The 18,628-nt window shown below is 68.0% G+C and carries 16 protein-coding genes; 13 read left to right on the top strand and 3 right to left on the bottom strand.

What is annotated here, in order from left to right; genetic code table 11:
- Positions 1-17 precede the first annotated feature (17 nt).
- Both AB0I35_RS30235 and AB0I35_RS30230 read left to right on the top strand, forming a co-directional pair.
- On the top strand, positions 18-1,349 hold the full coding sequence (locus tag AB0I35_RS30235) for an acyl-CoA dehydrogenase family protein (RefSeq protein WP_357399728.1): 1,332 nt from the start codon (positions 18-20) through the stop codon (positions 1,347-1,349).
- Positions 1,350-1,516: 167 nt separating this feature from the next.
- Positions 1,517-1,927: a nuclear transport factor 2 family protein gene (locus AB0I35_RS30230; RefSeq protein ID WP_357399727.1), complete on the top strand. Its 411-nt coding sequence runs from the start codon at positions 1,517-1,519 to the stop codon at positions 1,925-1,927.
- Positions 1,928-2,003: 76 nt separating this feature from the next.
- On the opposite strand, the gene AB0I35_RS30225 is transcribed toward AB0I35_RS30230, so the two are convergent.
- A complete protein-coding gene (locus tag AB0I35_RS30225) occupies positions 2,004-3,233 on the bottom strand; it encodes a cytochrome P450 (RefSeq protein ID WP_357399726.1) in 1,230 nt (409 codons plus the stop codon).
- Positions 3,234-3,353: 120 nt separating this feature from the next.
- Here AB0I35_RS30225 and AB0I35_RS30220 point away from each other — a divergent pair, with 120 nt between their 5' ends.
- Entirely contained in the window at positions 3,354-3,758 is a 405-nt protein-coding gene (locus AB0I35_RS30220; protein WP_357399725.1) for an ester cyclase, read from the top strand.
- A gap of 178 nt (positions 3,759-3,936) precedes the next feature.
- Here the strand turns inward: AB0I35_RS30220 and AB0I35_RS30215 are convergent, their stop codons facing one another.
- The gene (locus AB0I35_RS30215; protein WP_357399724.1) at positions 3,937-4,152 is read right to left on the bottom strand and encodes a hypothetical protein; all 216 of its coding nucleotides are present in this window, start codon (positions 4,150-4,152) and stop codon (positions 3,937-3,939) included.
- Between the two features lie 913 nt (positions 4,153-5,065).
- Here AB0I35_RS30215 and AB0I35_RS30210 point away from each other — a divergent pair.
- The 6 genes from AB0I35_RS30210 to AB0I35_RS30185 all read left to right on the top strand — a co-directional run bounded on the left by AB0I35_RS30210 (position 5,066) and on the right by AB0I35_RS30185 (position 11,870).
- Positions 5,066-5,584: a flavin reductase family protein gene (locus AB0I35_RS30210; protein WP_357399723.1), complete on the top strand. Its 519-nt coding sequence runs from the start codon at positions 5,066-5,068 to the stop codon at positions 5,582-5,584.
- Positions 5,585-5,939: 355 nt separating this feature from the next.
- Positions 5,940-6,974, top strand: coding sequence for a helix-turn-helix domain-containing protein (locus AB0I35_RS30205; protein ID WP_357399722.1), 1,035 nt, complete (start codon positions 5,940-5,942; stop codon positions 6,972-6,974).
- 7 nt (positions 6,975-6,981) lie between these two features.
- Positions 6,982-8,772 (top strand): FAD-dependent monooxygenase, encoded by a 1,791-nt coding sequence (locus AB0I35_RS30200; RefSeq protein WP_357399721.1) that lies wholly within the window; start codon positions 6,982-6,984, stop codon positions 8,770-8,772.
- Between the two features lie 3 nt (positions 8,773-8,775).
- Positions 8,776-9,831, top strand: coding sequence for a maleylacetate reductase (locus AB0I35_RS30195; RefSeq protein ID WP_357399720.1), 1,056 nt, complete (start codon positions 8,776-8,778; stop codon positions 9,829-9,831).
- Complete coding sequence (locus tag AB0I35_RS30190; protein WP_357399719.1) at positions 9,828-10,721, top strand: intradiol ring-cleavage dioxygenase; 894 nt, start codon at positions 9,828-9,830, stop codon at positions 10,719-10,721. Before AB0I35_RS30195 ends, AB0I35_RS30190 begins: the two co-directional genes overlap by 4 nt.
- A gap of 432 nt (positions 10,722-11,153) precedes the next feature.
- Entirely contained in the window at positions 11,154-11,870 is a 717-nt protein-coding gene (locus tag AB0I35_RS30185; RefSeq protein WP_357399718.1) for a ferredoxin reductase, read from the top strand.
- Positions 11,871-11,884: 14 nt separating this feature from the next.
- Here AB0I35_RS30185 and AB0I35_RS30180 read toward each other — a convergent pair whose 3' ends face one another.
- Positions 11,885-12,673, bottom strand: a complete 789-nt coding sequence (locus AB0I35_RS30180; RefSeq protein ID WP_357399717.1) for an IclR family transcriptional regulator C-terminal domain-containing protein — start codon at positions 12,671-12,673, stop codon at positions 11,885-11,887.
- Between the two features lie 234 nt (positions 12,674-12,907).
- On the opposite strand from AB0I35_RS30180, the gene AB0I35_RS30175 reads away from it, so the two are divergent.
- From AB0I35_RS30175 to AB0I35_RS30160, 4 genes are read left to right on the top strand one after another with little or no spacing between them, the layout of a single operon-like run.
- The gene (locus tag AB0I35_RS30175) at positions 12,908-14,269 is read left to right on the top strand and encodes an MmgE/PrpD family protein (RefSeq protein WP_357399716.1); all 1,362 of its coding nucleotides are present in this window, start codon (positions 12,908-12,910) and stop codon (positions 14,267-14,269) included.
- A gap of 8 nt (positions 14,270-14,277) precedes the next feature.
- Positions 14,278-15,468, top strand: a complete 1,191-nt coding sequence (locus AB0I35_RS30170; RefSeq protein ID WP_357399715.1) for an FAD-dependent monooxygenase — start codon at positions 14,278-14,280, stop codon at positions 15,466-15,468.
- 5 nt (positions 15,469-15,473) lie between these two features.
- Positions 15,474-16,238 (top strand): SDR family NAD(P)-dependent oxidoreductase, encoded by a 765-nt coding sequence (locus AB0I35_RS30165; protein ID WP_357399714.1) that lies wholly within the window; start codon positions 15,474-15,476, stop codon positions 16,236-16,238.
- An 8-nt stretch (positions 16,239-16,246) separates the two neighbouring features.
- Positions 16,247-18,628: a hydantoinase B/oxoprolinase family protein gene (locus AB0I35_RS30160; protein WP_357399713.1), complete on the top strand. Its 2,382-nt coding sequence runs from the start codon at positions 16,247-16,249 to the stop codon at positions 18,626-18,628.

Below are 18,628 nucleotides of genomic sequence, written 5' to 3'. Positions count from 1 at the left end.
TCGCGAATTCTCCTTCTATGACTTCCACCACTCAGCCGAACCCATCCAGCACCTCACCGGGCCACCTCGCGACCGCCGACGGCATCGGCGATGCCTCGACAGGCTCCGGCATTCCCACGCACGACGAGATCATCGAGCGGGCCCACGCACTGCTGCCCTTCCTCCGCGAGCATCAGGAGGCGACCGAGCGCAACACCTTCCCGATCGAGGAAGTCCACCAGGCGTTCCTCGACAACGGCTTTTACAAGGTCCTCACCCCGAAGCGGTACGGCGGCTACCAGATGGGTCCGTGGACCTTTCTGAAACTCGCCATCGAACTCGCGCGCGGATGCCCCTCGGCGGCCTGGTGCTACGCACTCGGTCACGCCAAGACCCTCACCGCCGCGGCCTATTTTCCGCCGGAAGTGCAGGACGAACTGTTCGCCGCGGAGGACGGATACTTCGTGTCCGCGGCCTTCGCCTATCCGCGCGGTGATGCCCGCCGGGTCGAGGGCGGCTACATCGTGAACGGCAAGTATCCCTACAGTTCCGGCTCCCCCTACGCCAACTATCACATCGCGGTCGTGCCCGCGCCGGCCGGATCGCCGCACGGGCCGGAGGGCAGCCACCTCACCGTCGTCATCAAGCGCGACGATTTCACCATCGGTGATGATTGGGGCAATGTCTTGGGTATGCGCGGCAGCGGATCGGCGACCGTCACGGTCACCGAGGCGTTCGTCCCCGATCACTGGGTGCTGACGGGCTCGTTCACCTCGCTCGGCGCCGACGAGAACGGCACCTTCGGTTCCCGCTATCACGAGGACTCGACATACGCCATTCCAGAGCTGGGCTTCGCATCCGCCCTGGTTCCGGCCCTCGTCATCGGAATGGGCTACGGCATGCTCGACGCCTACGAACAGGTCATCACAACCCGCTCACCCGAGAAGATGCCCGGTATTCTCGACCCCTCGCTGGCCAACGCCAAGGTGAAGGCCGACGCCTCCGAGTACCAACGGATTTTCGGTCTCGCGTCGATGGATATCGAAAGTGCGGAGGCGATCATGCGCGTCGTCGCGGACGAGTTGATCGAGATGGGATCGACGCCGGGCAGCACCGACCTCGTGGCCAACTTCCGGCTGGCTGCCCTGACTTCGAAAGTGGGCCGCCTCGTGTGGGATGCGGTCCAGGAACATCTGTGGCGGACCGGCGGCAGCTCGCAGACCGCCGATACCGCGCCGATGCAGCGGTACTTCCGTGATGTCGCCACGTACTGGACCGCCGTCGGCAACGGGCAGCGCGACAGCATCGCCCAGACCTACGGCTACCTGAAGCTTTTCGGGGCTCCGACGCCTCCCGCACAGGATGCCTGAGACGACGACCCCGACCGGGGCCTGACTCTCGACACATCATGCCCACCACCGCGCCACCCTTCTCGGCCTCACATCGGGAGGGGTGGCGCGGACTCATGTCACATACTTCGCGTGCGGCGACCCCTAATCTTGGGTCCCTCTCGATTCTCTGGATTACAGGAGCGTCCATGGCATTGCCAATCGATACCGTCCGGGCCTATTACAAGCGCATCGACGAGGGGAACCTCGACAGTGCGTTCGAGCTCTTTCATGAGGACGCGGTCGTGCGTTTCGGCGATCAGCCCGAGATCGTCGGCCGGGCGGCGATCGCGGCCCATGTGGCGAATATGGTCGTCCCCGTGGCCAAATCGATCGAGCACCGGATCGTCAGCGAATACTCGGTGACCACCGGTGACACCACGACGGTGATCTGCGAAGCGGTCGTGACGTATTGGATGCGGCTGTCCGGCAACGTTTTTCCGCACAACGCGGTGACGATCAGCGAGGTGGGTGCCGACGGCACCATTCTCCGCCAGCGCAATGTGGGTGATCTGCGTCCCGTTATCGAGGACCACAAAGCACACGTATCGCAGCAGTGACGGGTTCCGACCATAGGGTGTGACCGCCGGTGCCGTTACGGACGAAAGTTCGTAACGGCACCGGCGGTCGCGGCTTTTACGGGACAGCCACGCGGATGGGAAGGCTGCTGAAACCGGACAGCACCGGGCCTGCACTCTCCTGTGCGGTGCCATCGAGGAAGATCTCCGTGGTGGCGGCGAGCAACTCCTCGAGCGCGACCTTCATCTCCAGCCGGGCCAGCGGGGCCCCGAGGCATTTGTGGACGCCGGCACCGAAGGCGAGATGTTTGTTCGGCGCACGGTCGATAACGCAACTGTCGGCGTGTTCGAAGGCATCCGGGTCGCGGTTGGCAGCGGCGTAGTTGAGCGCGACGAATTCGCCCGCGCGGACCGTTCGCCCGTGCAACTCGACATCCTCGACCGCGCGGCGTCCCAGTTCCGGCAACGGGGTCTCCAGACGCAGGAATTCCTCGACGGCCTGGGGGATGAGTTCGGGCTGACGGCGCAGCCGCGTCTGGATATCGGGATTGGTCGCCAGCCGGTAGATCGCGCCGCCGAGCGCGTCGGCGGTAGTGGCATGGCCGGCCGCGATGATCTGCACGCCGATTCGGATCACGGTTTCGTCAGGCAGGGGTTCACCGTCGACAAGCATAGCCATCGCGCCGCTGATGAGATCCTGGTCGGGGTTCAGCGGCGCTTTTCTGCGTTCGGCCACGACCTTTTCGATATGCGTCCCGAAGATGCCGAAGATCACCGGGCCGAGCTTGTCCGGATCCCATCCCATTCGCTCGAGTTCGGCGATCTGTTCGATCAGTTCGTGGTAGGTCTCGTCCGGAAGTTTCATCAACGCCGCCAGAGTGCGCGCCGGCAGGACCTGACACAGGGACTGCACGGCGTCGGTCCGACCTGTTTCGAGAATCGGCGCCAATTGTTGCCGGGCGAACGAACGGATGACCGGTTCGAGTTCGTCCATCCGTTCCTTGGTGAAATAGCGATTCAACATCCGGCGGTAGACGGTGTGCTCCGGCGGATTCAGTGAGATGGGAACGTGCGTGCCGCCCTCGGGCAGGGTGATCACGAAGAACGGGCCGGATTCGAATTGGCCGTATTTGCGCGCAGCGTCGGTGACGTCGTCGAAACGGGTGAGTGTCCAGTACCCGGGATGGTCCGTCGTCCAGGCCACCGGACATTGCTGCCGCAGCCGGTCGTATTCGGCAAGCCGCTGGGCGGAACGGGAGCCGGCGCCGCGGGCATTGCCCGCTAGGTCCTGCATCGGTTCCCAGTCGGCTGGGCGGGTTTCGGGTACTGCTTCGGGCGTCGTTGTCATGTGGACACGCTAGGAGTCCACCGATCCGGCTTCGGTGACTCGGGTCACTGCCGGGGTGACGGCGGGCCGGAATATTCGATCACGAGATCACCCACGTACTCGAGAAAGAGGAATACAGATATGGCCGACGCGAGTGTACAAGCCCGCAACAAGGAAGTCGTCCGGCAATTCGTCGAAACACTGCTGAACGACCGGAATCCGGAAAAGGCTTCGGAATTGATGGGCAACCGCTACATCCAGCATGTTCCTGGGGTCGCCGACGGTCGGGAAGCCTTTCTGAAGGATATTCACGACCATTTCCTGGATCCGTTCCCGAATGCCCGCCTCGAGATCAAGCGCCTGATCGCCGAGGACGACCTGGTCGTCTGCCATGCCCATATCGTCCTGAATTCGGCCGACCCGGCCGATCGCGGGCTGGCCTCGTTCGACATGTTCCGGCTGGAGGACGGCGGCATCGTCGAGCACTGGGTTGCGGCCCAGCCGGTTCCGGACGGCGATCCGGTGAACTCGAACACGATGTTCTGACATAGCCGAAACCTGAACACCTTCGCATCCGGTGTCCCCGCCCTCGAGGGGACACCGGATTTTTCTGCGTCGGTTCGCGCGTCCCCGGAACAACGGGGGTCCCGTCGGTGGATCCGGGCCGACATGTTCGGGGCGGGAGTCGCGAACGGCGACACCCGCCCCGATACCGGGAGACCGGTCAGTTCGCCGGCGGAGTGAAGGTGGCCGGCGGCGGTGTCTCGTCCGGGGTCACACCCATCGTCAACGACGCCCGCAGGCCGTGGTCGAGATGTGGTCCGAGGGGCTGCGCCCGCAGCGTGGTCTGCGCACCCCCCTGCTGCTCGTACAGGGGATCGGTATCGTTCGTCACGCGCACGGTTCCGGCGGGCCGGTTCGAGTAGGCGGGGGTCGCCACGACCCGCGCGCTCCTGCCGGTCCTCACGGATATCGGTGCGCACGAGGTCGTGGTCGATGTAGTACGGGCCTTCGATGGCCTCGGGCGACAGCACACAGTTCGGCGGGAACGAGTTCGAGGGGGGTGTGGGCTGCCCGGGACCGGGAGGCGTCTTCTCGATCGGAGCGCCCGTCGCCACACCCAGTCCCGCTATACCGAGCCCGGCCGCGCCGAGACCCGCTACGGTCAGCAGGGCCCTACGGGAGGTTCTACCGCCGGCCGGTTCCCGTGAAGAAGTTCGCTATTCGTCCCTGGGGTGAATCTATGCCGGGATCTTCCCGCATCACCGGTGCTGGACCACAATAATGCTACGGCTGAAACCAGGTGAACGGCCGTCGGGTGCGCGATGCGCTGTACTGTATCCGCTCCGCCTCCAGGCCCGGTGGCATTCTCGCGCCGAGCCGAAACCCGGCGGAGCACGGTCCGCAGAAACCGGGGCCAGTTCGCCCGTATCCTGTGCCGCGGCCTGCCGTGACAGCAGTTCGGACAACCAGCCGCGGACGGCACTTCCCTGGGCTGCCGCCGCCTTGCCGGTGCGCGGATCGAGTTCGGGCCCTCGGTCCGGGTCCACGGCCACCACCATGACCGTCTCGGGGTGCGCGATGTACAGGGCGCCCCACGCCGCGTGGGCGGCGCACTCCTGCTCGAAACCGCTGTGGGTGTGCGGAGCGATACCGAGCCGCTGCCAGATGCGCACCACCGACGACGGCGAGATTCCCCACCCGGCGGGCCATATCGCGTTTCGCCTCTCCGGCACAGTCGATTCCTACTTCTCGCCACTGCCGGCGCGGGGTGTGCAGTCGTGAGTCCGGCCACCGCGGTACCGCGGACACAGGTCACGGCGGGCGCCGGCCTGCCACCGCAACCTGGAGCCATGACGAATGCTCCTCGCCTCGAACAGCTTTCCCGTCCTGCCGGGCCGACCCCGGATACATTCAGAGCGGTCATCGGGAACTTCCTCAGTGGTGTGACGGTTGTGACGACGATGGCCGACGGCATCCCCTACGGCACCACAGCCAGTGCGGTGACGTCGCTGTGCCTCGAACCGCCGATGGTGGTGTTATGCCTCAACCAGAGTTCGGCGACGGCCGCGGCGATCGGCGAGTCCCGCCGGTTCGCCCTCAATATCCTCGACGAGGACAGCGCGGACCTTGCCGTCCGGTTCGCGACCAAAGGACCGGACAAGTTCGCCGGAACGGACACGACGCCGGGCACCACCGGGCTTCCGCTGCTCTCCTCATCCTTGGCCTGGCTGGAGGCGGAGATCGCCGAAACCGTACAGGCTGGCACACACACGATCTTCGTCGGCAAGGTTCTCGGCGCCGAGGCCCGGCCCGGCCGTCCCCTCGCATACTTCCGGGGCGGTATGGGCCGGCTCGCCGTTGGAAGCTGACCTGTGTACCTTCCGGACTTCCGGCACCGGCGGGCCGGCGGCCGAACGGCTTTGGCGTTCAGCGGGATCGGGCGCATGCCGAGCACGCCGTTCGCCGTGGCGACGGGTTGTCCACCGAGGCAGTTCCGGTGCGCCGGCGGACTTCTCACTCGACCCCGGCCGGCGCGCACTTCACTCGCGCTATCGCGCCGACCGGCCCGCGCGGCCGTCGGATCCGAATCAATTTCGGAACACGGCCCGCCCCGCGCGCGCAACACAGGCGCCGGTCTGCCATGACGCTTGTCACAATCCTTCACAACGCGGTACCGTGAGCGCACATACGTGCTTTGACCGACCAGACCGAAAGGAGGCCGCGATGACCAGGCCCCCGCGCGCATTCTCGACAGCGCAGGTGGCACCCGAGCGGCGGCTGCGCGCCTGGGAGGAGCACAACGCCGCGACGCTCATCGCGTTGGAGTGCCGCACTCGATCCGGCGACGAGTTCCGCGCCCGGGAGGACAACCTTTCACTGGGGGCGGTACACATGGCGCGCGTCCGCAGTACCGCACACGCGGTCGAGCGCTCGGCCGGGCTCATCGAGGAGACGCCGACGGGTTCCGTCGCGATCTTCGTCTCACTGCGCGGCGAAGCGTTGTTCCAGCAGGCAGGCAAGCGCCAGCTCCTGCGCCCCGGCGACCTGCTGGTCTGCGATGCGGACGGCCGGTTCGTTCGCGGCTTCGGGCAGGGCTTGGACGAAGTGGCGCTGCGGATCGATCGCCGGGCCCTGCCCGAAGCCGCCCCGCCCCAACCGGGAGAACCGCTCATCGTCCGGCGGACCGATACCGACCCCTACGGACGCGCGATCGCCCGCCTGGCCACCCGTGCCATGGGTGACCGGGGACCGTTGCCGCCGGATGAACAGACGATCGTCGCACTCGTCGCCGCGCTGGTGAGCCGGGGCACCACCCGGCCGCAGACCGCGCACCGAGCGCTCGCCTGCGCCTATATCCAGGACCGTCTCGACGACCCCGGTCTGAAGGCCCCCGACGTCGCCGACGCGGTGGGTATCAGCGTCCGTCAGCTCACCCGTGTCTTCGCCGAGGTGGAACAGACCGTTCCGCGTTATGTCCTCGCCCGGCGGCTCGAGCTCGCCCACAGCCTGTTGACCGGGCCGCGCGCCGCGGAGTTGCGTACCGCCACGGTCGCGTACCGGTGCGGGTTCCGCTCGGTCGCGCACTTCTCGCAGACCTTTCACACGCGGTTCGGCATCGCCGCCGGTGAGGTGCGGCGCCTGGCGGCAGCGCGTGCCCCGGACATGCCCCATACGGATTTCGGCCGTCCACCCGGCGATCGAGCGAGAAGCACCCCAGAGGATGGCACGCTGCGGTCGAACACCGTTAACGGAAGGTGAATAAGTCATGCCCGAGTTCAACGACGGTCAGCAAGAGACCGCTCCCCCGACCTCCTCGCGGGTGGAGACCGACGTCCTGATCGTCGGCTCCGGCCCCGCCGGCGCCTCCGCGGCGCTGTTCCTGTCGACCCTGGGGATCGACAACATCATGATCACCAAGTATCGCTGGACCGCCAATACACCGCGGGCCCATATCACCAACCAGCGGGCGATGGAGATTTTCCGCGATATGGGTATCGAGGATCAGGTGCTCGCCGACGCCACTCCGCACGAATTGGTGGGCGACACCGTGTTCTGCACCTCCATCGCGGGCGAGGAGATCGGCCGCATCCACACCTGGGGCACCAGGCCGGACCGCGAGGCGGACTACCAACTGGCCTCCCCCTGCCTCACGGTCGATATTCCGCAGAACTACCTCGAGCCGATCCTGGTCAAGAACGCCACGGTGCGCGGGACCCAGGCCCGGTTCTCCACCGAGTATCTGTCCCACACCCAGGACGACACGGGCGTGACGGTCCGGGCCCTCGACCGGCTCACCGGCCAGGAGTTCGAGATCCGCGCGAAATACCTCATCGGCGCCGACGGCGCGCGGTCGAAGGTCGCGGCCGATATCGGCCTGCCCTTCGAAGGCGCCATGGATATCGCCGGATCGATGAACATCACCTTCAAGGCCGATATCTCGGCGCATGTGGGCCACCGACCCTCGGTGCTGTACTGGGTGATCCAGCCCGGCGCCAATGTCGGCGGGATCGGCGCCGGGCTCGTGCGAATGGTGCGGCCCTGGAACGAGTGGCTGATCGTCTGGGGCTACGACATCACCAAGGAGCCCCCGCAGGTCGACGAGGCCGAGGCGCGCCGCATCGTCCGGCAACTGCTCGGTATGCCGGACCTCGACGTCGAGATCACCGGCACCAGCCTGTGGGGCAACAACGAGATGTACGCGACCCACCTGCAGCAGGGCCGGGTCTTCTGCGCGGGCGACGCCGTCCACCGCCACCCGCCGAGCAACGGGCTGGGCTCGAATACGAGCGTGCAGGATTCCTACAATCTCGCCTGGAAGATCGCGGCCGTGCTGAAAGGCCAGGCCGGCGCCGCGCTGCTGGACAGCTACTCCGCGGAACGCGCCCCGGTAGCCGAGCGGATCGTGAAGCGCGCCAACAAGTCCGGCCGGGAGTTCATCGATATCTTCGAAGCTCTCGGTGTGCTGGACGCGAAGGACGAGGCCGAGATGCAGGCCCGGATCGAGGAACGCAAGGCCGCCACCCCGGCGGGTGCGGCCAAGCGCGCGGCCCTCGTCACGGCGATGGAGACCAAGAACTACGAGTTCAATGCCCACGGAGTGGAACTGGGGCAGTTCTACGAGTCGAACGCGATCGTCTCCGACGGAACCCGGCCCGCCCCGAGCCGGGACGAGGACCTCTACCACGTGATGTCGACCAGCCCCGGGGCGCATCTGCCACATGCCTGGGTGGGCAACAATGTCACCAAATCGGCCATGATGGATTTGGCACCCTATATTCGCTGGACCCTCCTCACCGGCATCACCGGCGCGGACTGGGCCGCGGCCGCCGACAAGGTCGCCCACGACCTCGGCCTCCCCCTCGAGACCGTGGTGATCGGCCCGGGCCGGGAAGTGACCGACCTGTACTACGACTGGGCCAAGCTCCGCGAGGTCGAGGAGTCCGGGGCGATACTCGTCCGGCCGGACAAGCACATCGCCTGGCGGGCGATGAGCCTGGCCGGCGACCCGGAGACCGCGCTGCGCGACGCCTTCACCCGCCTCCTCGGAAAGGACTGAACCGTGCGCTTCGCCCACGAAACATTGCCCCAGCGGGTTGTCTTCGCCTCCGGGGAAGCAGCCGCGGCCGTGGCCGGCGAGGTGCAGGCCCTGGGCGCCACCCGGGTCATGCTGATCGCCGCACCCGCGGAAACCGATCTCGCCGACCGCATCAGTGCGGAACTACCGGTCGCCGTGCGCCACGACGAAGTGGTCATGCACGTCCCGGTCGAGGTCGCGGAGCGGGCCCGGACCGCCGCGGCGGCCGGCGCCGTGGACGCGCTGGTCTGCGTCGGCGGCGGTTCCACGACTGGCCTCGCCAAAGCGGTGGCGATGACCACCGGCCTGCCGATCGTGGCCGTACCGACGACCTACGCCGGCTCGGAGGCCACCAACGTCTGGGGCCTCACCGAAGGTGAGGTCAAGACCACCGGAGTCGACCCCCGGGTCCTTCCCCGGTCCATCGTGTACGACGCCTCCCTGCTCACCGGTCTGCCGGTGGAGATGTCGGTGGCCAGCGGGCTCAATGCCCTCGCCCACTGCATCGATTCCATGTGGGGCCCGCGGGCCGACCCGATCGACCGCATCCTCGCCGAGGAGGGTATCCGCGGACTCGCCCTCGGGCTGCCCGCCGTGGCCGCCGATCCGGCCGGGATCGACGGACGCGAGCAGACGCTCTACGGCGCCTACCTGGCCGGGGTCGCGTTCGCCTCGGCGGGTTCGGGGATGCATCACAAGATCTGCCATGTGCTGGGTGGGATGTTCAACCTCCCGCACGCCCAGACGCATGCGGTGGTACTACCGCACGTGCTCGCCTTCAACGCCCCCGCCGCACCGGGCGCCGAGCACCGGATCGCCCGGGCGTTCGGCAGCCCGACCGCCGGCGAGGGCCTCGCTACCCTGCGCAAGAATCTGAACGCACCGCGCGCCCTGCGCGACTACGGCATGCCCGAGAACGGGATCGCCCGCGCGGTGCCGCCCATCCTCGATGCTGTCCCCGCCGGCAACCCCACTCCGGTGAACCGGGACAACCTCACCGCACTGCTGCGTGCGGCCTGGGAAGGAAGTGAACCCGCATGACACCCACCCGCGAGATCTCCGCGGAACAGACCGCTCGGGAGCAGGAGTTGGTCGAACGCGTCCAGCGTTCCTTCGACGATTGCGCCGACCCCCGGCTCAAGGAGGTGATGCAGGCCGCCGTCAAGCACCTGCACGCCTTCGTGCGCGAGGTCCGCCTCACCGAGGACGAGTGGAACAAGGGCATCGACTTCCTGACCGCCGTCGGGCATATCACCGATGACAAACGACAGGAATTCATCCTGCTCTCCGATACCCTCGGCGTCTCGATGCAGACCATCGCGATCAACAACGAGGCCTACGGAAACGCCACGGAAGCCACCGTCTTCGGCCCCTTCTTCGTCGAGGGTTCACCGGAAATCGAACTCGGCGGCGATATGTCTGGCGGCGCCGCGGGCGAACCCTGCTGGGTGGAGGGAACTGTCGCCGACGCCGAGGGCAAGCCGATCCCAGGGGCGAAGATCGAGGTGTGGGAGGCCGACGAGGACGGCTTCTACGATGTGCAGTACGACGACGACCGCGTCGCCGCCCGCGCGCACCTGTTCACCGACTCCGAGGGACGCTACCGCTTCTGGGGCATCACCCCGACGCCGTACCCGATCCCGCACGACGGCCCGGTGGGCAAAATGCTCGAGGCGACCGGGCGCTCCCCGATGCGCGCCTCGCATCTGCATTTCATGGTCGAAGCGCCGGGCTGCCGGACACTGGTGACGCATATCTTCGTCCGGGGCGATGAACTGCTGGATTCGGATACCGTCTTCGGGGTGAAGGAGTCGCTGGTCAAGGATTTCGACCGGCAGCCGGTCGGCACACCGACTCCGGACGGCCGCGTCGTCGACGGCACCTGGTCGAAGGTTCGCTTCGACGTCGTGCTCGCCCCGGCGCAAACGTAGGCAGCCGGTAGCCGATCCCGCCCGGACGGCGCCCCACGGACAGGCGATGAACCGTGCGGCGGTGCGTCCGGGCGGGTCGGTCCGGCCTTCGGTCGGTGAACTCACCGGCGTCCGAAATGCCTTGCCGGTAACGGTCCGCGAGCGGCCGCTCCGAGCTGAGCCAGGCGAAGGCGAGCGTGTTGTCGACGGGCACGAGCGCCCGCCCCGAGCAGCCCAGGCGCTGGTCGACCCGTCCGATCCAGCGCTCGACCTGCCGGCCGTATCGACGCGCCGCGCGAGCGTCGGCATCTGGCCTTCGGTCTCGGCCCGCACGACGAGGCCGGCCGAACGCTGCGGGTGAGCCGGCACGTGACCGATGCGGACGCGGTGGTCGTCTTGGAGTAGCGCGACCCGGCCGGGGCCGACCTGCCGGCGTGGACCCCGGGCGCACACGTGGATATCCACCTCCCCTGTGACCGCACCCGCCGATACTCCCTGTGCGGCGATCCCCACGACCGCTCGGTGTGGCGGATCGCCGTGCTCCGGGAGGACGGCGGACGTGGCGGTTCGGTCCATATCCACGATCATGTGCACGAAGGTGCCGAAGTGGCGGTCCGCGGCCCCCGCAACCATTTCCCGCTCGAGCCGTCGCCGCGTTACGTCTTCATCGCGGGCGGGATCGGAATCACGCCGATCCTGCCGATGATCGCGGCGGCGCAGCAGGCCGGCGCACAGTGGGAACTGCACTACGGTGGTCGGCGGTCGGCGTCCATGGCGTTTCTCGACCACCTCGGGCTGGGTGACACCGGCCGGGCCGACTCCCCCGTCACGCTGTATCCGCAGGGCGAAGTAGGATTCATCGACCTCGAGCGGATTCTCGGCACTCCGCGGGAGCAGACTCTCGTGTACTGCTGCGGACCGGAACCGCTGCTCGCCGCGGTCGAAGACCGGTGTGTCCGGTGGCCGGCGGGCGCCCTGCATGTGGAGCGCTTCGCACCCAAGGTTGCGACGTCACCGGCGAGTGACGAAACCTTCCGGGTCGAGCTGGCCGCCAGCGGCCTGACGCTCACCGTGCCGCCGGATCGATCGATACTGGAGCAGGCGGCGAACGACTGTATGTTCCTGTGCGTCTCCCGCGCGGCGGGACCGAGGCTGGTCCTGGATCTCTGAGATCGGCGGGCCGGTCAGCTCACGCTCTCGCGCGCATCGCCGCGCGAGAGCCCGGACGCGATGGCCCGGGCCGTTTCCTGGACGGCGGGCAGGCATCGCGCACGGAGATCGTCCAGCGTCGTCCGGGCGGAATTCGACGAGACGCTGAGCGCGGCGACGAGGTCGCCCGACCGGTCCCGCACCGGTACCGCGATACCCCGGAGCCCGATTTCGAGCGCTTGGTCGTTGAGCGACCAGCCCCTTGCTCGGCTGGTCTCGATCAGGGTGCGCAGCTGCCCGGGGTCTGTCGTGGTTCGCGGGGTGAACCTTTCCAGCGGCCGGTCCAGGTACCGGTCGAGCTCGTCGTCGTCGAGGCTGCCGAGCAGAACGATGCCGGACGCGGTGGCGTGCGCCGGAAGGCGGGTTCCGATACCGCCGCCGATGGTCATGACCCGGTTCGTGTGCGCACGGGCGATGTAGACGATATCCGGCAGATCGAGGGTGGCCATGGAGCACGACTCGTCGATCTGGGTGACCAGATCCTTCATCAACGGCTTGGCGATCTCGTCGACGCCGAGCGAAGCGAAATAGTTCCAGCCGAGCTCGAGCACCCGGGGGGTCAGCGAGAAGTGCCGCCCGTCCGACCGCATGAGACCGAGCGCTTTGAACGTGAGCAGAATACGGCGCGCCGAGGCACGCGTGGTGTCCGTGAGCTGGGCGACCTCGCTGACCGTGAGCCGCGGATTCTCGGCATCGAAGGCCCGGATCACGGCGATGGCCCGCTCGAGCTGCTCCAATCGGGGCTGGTCCGACTCGCTGTTCATAGTCGAAGACTAAACCACCAAATGACCCCACAGCGCCCGACTGTTCGCTGGTGGCCCACAACCCAGGATACTGGAGACACGGCCTGAACTCCGGCGTACGACCGGATCGCCGACTCCGGCACGAGGTTCGCCCCTACCCGGTGACCGTTGACACACCCCACGGCGTAGATGTACGTTCACAGCACAAACGGGCGTCTAGCGAACGGAAGATTTGTGACTACATACTCGGAGCGGATGAGCGAGTTCGTCGCGCAGCTCAAGGTCGAGCAGATCCCCAGCGCCACCACGAACCACGCACAGCTCCATGCGCTCGACGCGCTCGGCTGCGGTATCGCGGCCCACGCCTTCGGCGAAGCGGCCTACGCCGCGCACGCGGTACGCGAAACCGGTGGCACCGGCGATGCCGTGGCGATCGGCGCACGTGGCCTGGCCCCGGGCGACGCGGCATTCCTCACCGGCACGCTGTGCCACGCGCTGGACTTCGACGACACGCATCCCAATTCGGTCGTCCACGTCAGCGCCGGCGTCGTCCCCGCGGCGATCACCGCCGCGCGTGCGGCCGGCGCCACCGGCGCGGACCTCCTCGCCGCCATCGTCGCCGGCAACGAGATCTCGATCCGGGTCGGCAATGCCGCCGCCGGCCGATTCCACGCCCGCGGGTTCCACCCCACCGGTGTCTGCGGCGTGTTCGGAGCGACCGCCGCCGCCGCCCGCGCCCGCGGTCTCGACCCCGTCCGGACGGCGCACGCCCTGGGGCTGGCCGGCAGCATGGCCTCGGGTCTGCTGGAATTCCTCGCCGACGGCTCCGAGACCAAGCGCCTGCACGCCGGGTGGGCGGCCCGGGCGGGCCTGTCCGCCGCGGCGCTGGCCGCGCACGGGGCCACCGGACCGGCCACCGTCTTCGAGGGCACGCGCGGGTACTACGCGACCTACATGTTCGGCGAGCCCAGCGATCTCGGCAGCCAGGTCGACGATCTCGGCGCCCACTGGGTCACCGACGAGATCGCCTACAAGCCCTACCCGGCCTGCCACTACACCCACGCCGCTGTCGACGCACTCGGCGAAATTCTGCAGACCACCCCCCTGCGCGCCGACGAGATCGCCTCCATCACCGGCCTCACCACCGAGACCGGCGTCGCGCTGGTCTGCGAGCCGGCCGCCGACAAGGTCCACCCGCGTACCGCCTACGACGCGAAGTTCAGCCTGCCCTACTGCCTCGCCACCCGCCTGGTCACCGGCCGGCTCGATGTCGCGAGCTTCACCGACGAGACGATCACCGACGCCGAGGTCGCGGCATTGACCCCGCGAATCGGCTATGAGCTGCGACGCTACAGCGACAAGCCCGACTCCTTCGGCGGCGGCGTGCGCGTCGAAACGACGGACGGCCGGGTGCTCGAACACGAATTCCGCTACCAGCGCGGCGGCGCGGAGAACCCGCTGACCACCGACGACGTCCTGGCCAAGTTCCGCACCAACGCCGGCTACGGACTCCCGGCCGACGAGGTGACGGCGCTCGAGCAGGCAACGCTGGATCTGACCGCCCTGCGCGACGTTTCCTACCTGGATGCCCTGGCGGCAGCCACGACCCGAAAGTGAGCCCAACGATGCAGCACAGCGACGTCCTGATCGTCGGCGCCGGCCCTGTCGGCGTCCTCAACGCCCTCGGCCTCGCCCAGGCCGGGCTGAGCGTCACCGTCCTCGAAGCCGAGCCCGGCATCATCCAGGCGCCCCGGGCGATGGTCTACCACTGGTCGGTCCTGGAGGGAATCGAGCGGCTGGGCATTCTCGACACCGCGAAACAGATCGGGTTCACCAAACAGGACTACGCCTACTACGTCTACGCCACGGGCGAGAAGATCGAACTCAGCGTCAGCGTCCTCGACGGCATGGTCCCGCATCCGTACAACCTCCACATGGGTCAGCACAAACTGGCCGGGATCGCGCTGGAGGAGCTGCAGAAGTTCGACAGCGCGACCGTCCGGTTCGATACCAGGGTCACCGCGGTCACCCAGGACGACGCGGGTGTCACGGTCACCACCGAGGCGGGCGAGCAGTTCCGCGCCGGGTGGCTGATCGGGGCGGACGGCGCCGGCAGCGCGGTGCGCAAATCCCTGGGCCTGGAATTCGAGGGCATGACCTGGCCGGAGACATTCGTCGCGACGAATGTCTACTACGACTTCGAGAAATACGACTACGCCCGGTCCACCCTGCAGATCGATCCGGTCTACGGCGCGATCATCTCCAAGATCGACAACGACGGCCTCTGGCGGGTCACCTACTGCGAGCACCTCGATACTCCGCAAGAGGAGATGGGTGGGCGTATCCCGCGGTGGTTCGACAAGCTGCTGCCCGGCGACGACGAGTACCGGCTCGACGCCTACCGCCCGTACCGGATGCATCAGCGCGCCGCCTCCTCGATGCGCGCCGGACGCGTGCTACTCGCCGGGGACGCCGCGCACGCGACCAACCCGATCGGCGGCCTCGGCCTCACCTCCGGCCTCTTCGACACCTTCGTGCTCTATGACGCGCTCGCCGCGGTGATCACGGGCCGCGCCGCCGATTCGGTCCTGGACGAGTACTCCGATGCCCGGCGCCGCACCTTCCTGGAGATCGCGTCACCGCGCGCCAGCGCCAACAAACGCCTGCTCTACCACACCAGCGACCCGGACCAGCTCGAGCAGCAGCTCGCGCAGCTGCGGGCGCTGGCCGCCGACGAGGACGCCCAGCGCACCAACTTCATGTTCACCAAACAACTAGAGACCCGGCCGCTGGTGCCACCGGCCGGAAGGGCCTGATCGCCATGAGCACATTGGACGGCAAGGTCGTGGTGATCACGGGCGCGGGGCGCGGCCAGGGCCTGGAGGAGCTCCGTAAGGTCGCGGCGGACGGCGGTACGCCGATCGCCGTCGATCTGGCGCTCAGCGAGGAGTCCCGGGAGATCGCCGCGTTCGCGTATGAGGGCGAAGTCGGCGACGCGCAGACCTGGACGCATCTCGCCGAGACGATCACCGGCGAATTCGGCCGGTTGGACGGACTGGTGAACAACGCGGGCATCGGGGCCCGGCAGACACTGCTCGAGGTCTCGCCGGAGCAGTGGGATCGTGCGCTCACGGTCAACCTCACCGGTCCCCTGCTCGCCATCCAGGCAATGGTCCCGCTGATGACCGAGGGCGGTTCGGTCGTCAATGTCGGATCGGTCGCCGGCCTCACCGGAATGCGGACGACGGCGTACACGGTCAGCAAATGGGGTCTGCGCGGACTCTCCCAACTGGCCGCGAACGAGCTCGGCGACCGCGGCATCCGGGTCAACACGGTGCTGCCCGGCTACATCGACACTCCGCTCGTACGGCAGAACCCGGAGAGTTTCCGCATCGCCTCGCTCGCCCAGATCCCGCTGGGGCGAGTCGGGCAGGTCACCGATATCGCGCCGCTGGTGGCATTCCTGCTCAGCGACGACGCGAGCTGGATCAGCGGCGCCGAGATCGTCGTCGACGGCGGCCAGACCTCCCACGGCGGCACGCGCCTGCTCGTCGGACCATTCACCACCGCGAGAGAAAGCCAGTGACAACGACCATGAACTACGCAACCGACGACGGTGTCGTGCGGAACCCACAGGTCGATTTCGCCGCGCTCGGCGACGGGCCGTGGGACGGTATCCGGCGGTCCTACATTCCCCGGCCGGATCTCACGATCGATCCGGGCCTGACGCTGCACACCGAGGCCGACCTCGACGTCGACCCGATCACCTACCAGGTGCTGCGCTCACGACTGTGGCACCAGAACCTGGAACACGGTGACATCATCCAGCGCGTCACCGGTTCACCGCCGGTGATCTATTCGAAGGATTTCGCTACCGCTGTCCTCACCGAGGACGGCGAGCTGGTGACCGTCAGCCCCACCATCCAGTTCTTCTCCGCCCTGGCCGATCTGGTCATCAAGTGGACGCTGGAACACCGCAGCGCCGACCCGGAAATCCGCCCCGGCGACGTGTTCCTGCAGAACAGCCCGTATGTCGCCGCCGGGCAGCAGCCCGATACGGCCGTCTTCGCTCCGGTCTTCCACGAGGGCAAACTTTTCGCCTGGGTCTACAACGCGCTGCACATGGGCGACCTCGGCGGTGTGGACCCGGGTGGCTGGGCGGTGCACGCGCGCGACAAGTACGAGGACGGCGCGGCCACCGCCCCGGTCAAGATCGTCGAGGCGGGCCGGGTCCGCGAGGACGTCGTGGGTTTGTGGGTGAACCAGGGCCGCGACCCGGGCACCCTCCGGCTCAACGTCAACAGCGGAATCGCCGGCGTCAACGCCATGGCGACCCGGATCGACGGTCTCGTCGCGGAATACGGGCCGGGCGTCGTCAAAGGAGTGATGCGGCGGATGATCGCCGATTGCTCCCGGGTGGTCGGTGAGCGTTTGCTGCAGATCCCGGATGGATCGTGGAGCCAGCGGCTGTACGTATCGGGCGCGCTCGGCGAGGATCACCGCGTCCACCAGGAAGTCCTCACCATCACCAAGCGTGGTCAGCAGATCGTGTGCACCAACGCCGGTACGTCCCCGCAGGGCGGACCGGGCAATTCGACGTACTCGATCCTGCGGTCGGCCGTGGTGGGCGCGCTCGCGACGGCCGTCGGGTGGGACCAGCAAGGCTGTATGGCCGGGATCGCCGACCATGTCGTGCTGGAACCGGTCTTCGGTACACGCAACTGCGCCAATCCCCCGGCGGCGACGTCGGCCCTGCACAGCGTTTTCGTCACCATGAACCTGGCGGGGCTCACCGTGGGTTCCATGCTGCTCAGCGGGCCGCCCGAGCTACAGCAGCGCACCACCGCCTCGGGGGGTCTGTCGGTGGCGATGGCCGATATCGGCTTCGGGCTCGACGAGAATCTCGACCTCGTCGCCCCGCCGGTCTCCATCCACGGCGGCCTGCTCGGCGGCGGTATCGGGGCGTTCCCCCATCGGGACGGCATGGACAACGGCGGCTCGTGGTTCATGCTCGGCACCTCGGCCGGCAATGTCGAACCGATCGAACAGGACGGTGTGGGCCTGGTGCTCTACCGCCGCGAGTTGCGCGACGGCGGCGGTCCCGGCCGGTGGCGCGGCGGCAATCCGGTCGAGGCGGCCTGGATCCCGCACCACGCCCATATGAGCAACGCCCAGATGGTTTTCGTCGACCCCAGCGCGGGCATGGCGGCCGGCCTCGGCGGCGGCTACTACGCGCTGTCCGGTAACTTCATGCGCTCCACCGGAGGCGCGGTCACCCGCGCCATGGCGCAGGGCCGGCTGCCCGGTGACCGCGAGCAGCTGGAGGCGGCCGCCGGTGCGCTCGAGCGGCTGCACCCGCAGGCGGTGCTCATGCCCGTACCCGCCGGGGATGCCGTCGTCATCGAGCACAACGGCGGCGGTGGTTTCGGTGATCCGCTCGAGCGCGAGCCGGAACGGGTGGCCGATGATGTCGTGCACGACCGCGTCAGCGTGGCGGCGGCCCGGAAATTCTGGGGCGTCGTACTCGACGACGGGCTCGCAGTGGATACGGCGGCGACCGAGGCGGCCCGCGCGGAGATCCGCCGGACCCGGCTCAGCGGCGCCACCGCACCGGCCGAGCCGGCCGCGCGGCCGGACGGTGACGCGACGGTCGTCCGGTCCCGCGCCGGCGGCAGTGTCGACCTGGTGCGCGTCGGTGCGGCACACGGCTGGAGCTGTTCCCACTGTGGCCATTGGCTCGCCGAGATCGGCACGGCCTTCCAGAACGGTGCCGCGGTTACTGAGCAGCAGCCCCACCGCGTGGACGCGCGCATGTATCCGGACCCCGCGGAGTTCGGCGACTCCGCGCTCCTGCTCCGCCAGTACTACTGCCCGTCCTGCGCCGCCCTGCTGTCGCAGCAGTTCTGCCGCAGCGAAGACGGACCGGGCAGCACGGTCCATATCGAACTCGCCACCCTCGGCGACGAGAGAAAGTAA

This window comes from Nocardia sp. NPDC050378 (assembly GCF_040655675.1).
In the GTDB taxonomy this organism is placed as follows: Bacteria; Actinomycetota; Actinomycetes; order Mycobacteriales; family Mycobacteriaceae; genus Nocardia; species Nocardia coubleae.
This window is presented reverse-complemented; position numbering and strand designations above follow the sequence as displayed.

Bases quoted from the DNA above. Each gene is read 5' to 3' on its own strand.
- AB0I35_RS30205 (WP_357399722.1), top strand. From the start codon at position 5,940: ATGACCAGGCCCCCGCGCGCATTCTCGACAGCGCAGGTGGCACCCGAG.
- AB0I35_RS30175 (WP_357399716.1), top strand. From the start codon at position 12,908: ATGAGCGAGTTCGTCGCGCAGCTCAAGGTCGAGCAGATCCCCAGCGCC.
- AB0I35_RS30230 (WP_357399727.1), top strand. From the start codon at position 1,517: ATGGCATTGCCAATCGATACCGTCCGGGCCTATTACAAGCGCATCGAC.
- AB0I35_RS30235 (WP_357399728.1), top strand. From the start codon at position 18: ATGACTTCCACCACTCAGCCGAACCCATCCAGCACCTCACCGGGCCAC.
- AB0I35_RS30200 (WP_357399721.1), top strand. From the start codon at position 6,982: ATGCCCGAGTTCAACGACGGTCAGCAAGAGACCGCTCCCCCGACCTCC.
- AB0I35_RS30170 (WP_357399715.1), top strand. From the start codon at position 14,278: ATGCAGCACAGCGACGTCCTGATCGTCGGCGCCGGCCCTGTCGGCGTC.
- AB0I35_RS30225 (WP_357399726.1), bottom strand. From the start codon at position 3,233: ATGACAACGACGCCCGAAGCAGTACCCGAAACCCGCCCAGCCGACTGG.
- AB0I35_RS30210 (WP_357399723.1), top strand. From the start codon at position 5,066: ATGACGAATGCTCCTCGCCTCGAACAGCTTTCCCGTCCTGCCGGGCCG.
- AB0I35_RS30180 (WP_357399717.1), bottom strand. From the start codon at position 12,673: ATGAACAGCGAGTCGGACCAGCCCCGATTGGAGCAGCTCGAGCGGGCC.
- AB0I35_RS30165 (WP_357399714.1), top strand. From the start codon at position 15,474: ATGAGCACATTGGACGGCAAGGTCGTGGTGATCACGGGCGCGGGGCGC.
- AB0I35_RS30190 (WP_357399719.1), top strand. From the start codon at position 9,828: ATGACACCCACCCGCGAGATCTCCGCGGAACAGACCGCTCGGGAGCAG.
- AB0I35_RS30160 (WP_357399713.1), top strand. From the start codon at position 16,247: ATGAACTACGCAACCGACGACGGTGTCGTGCGGAACCCACAGGTCGAT.
- AB0I35_RS30220 (WP_357399725.1), top strand. From the start codon at position 3,354: ATGGCCGACGCGAGTGTACAAGCCCGCAACAAGGAAGTCGTCCGGCAA.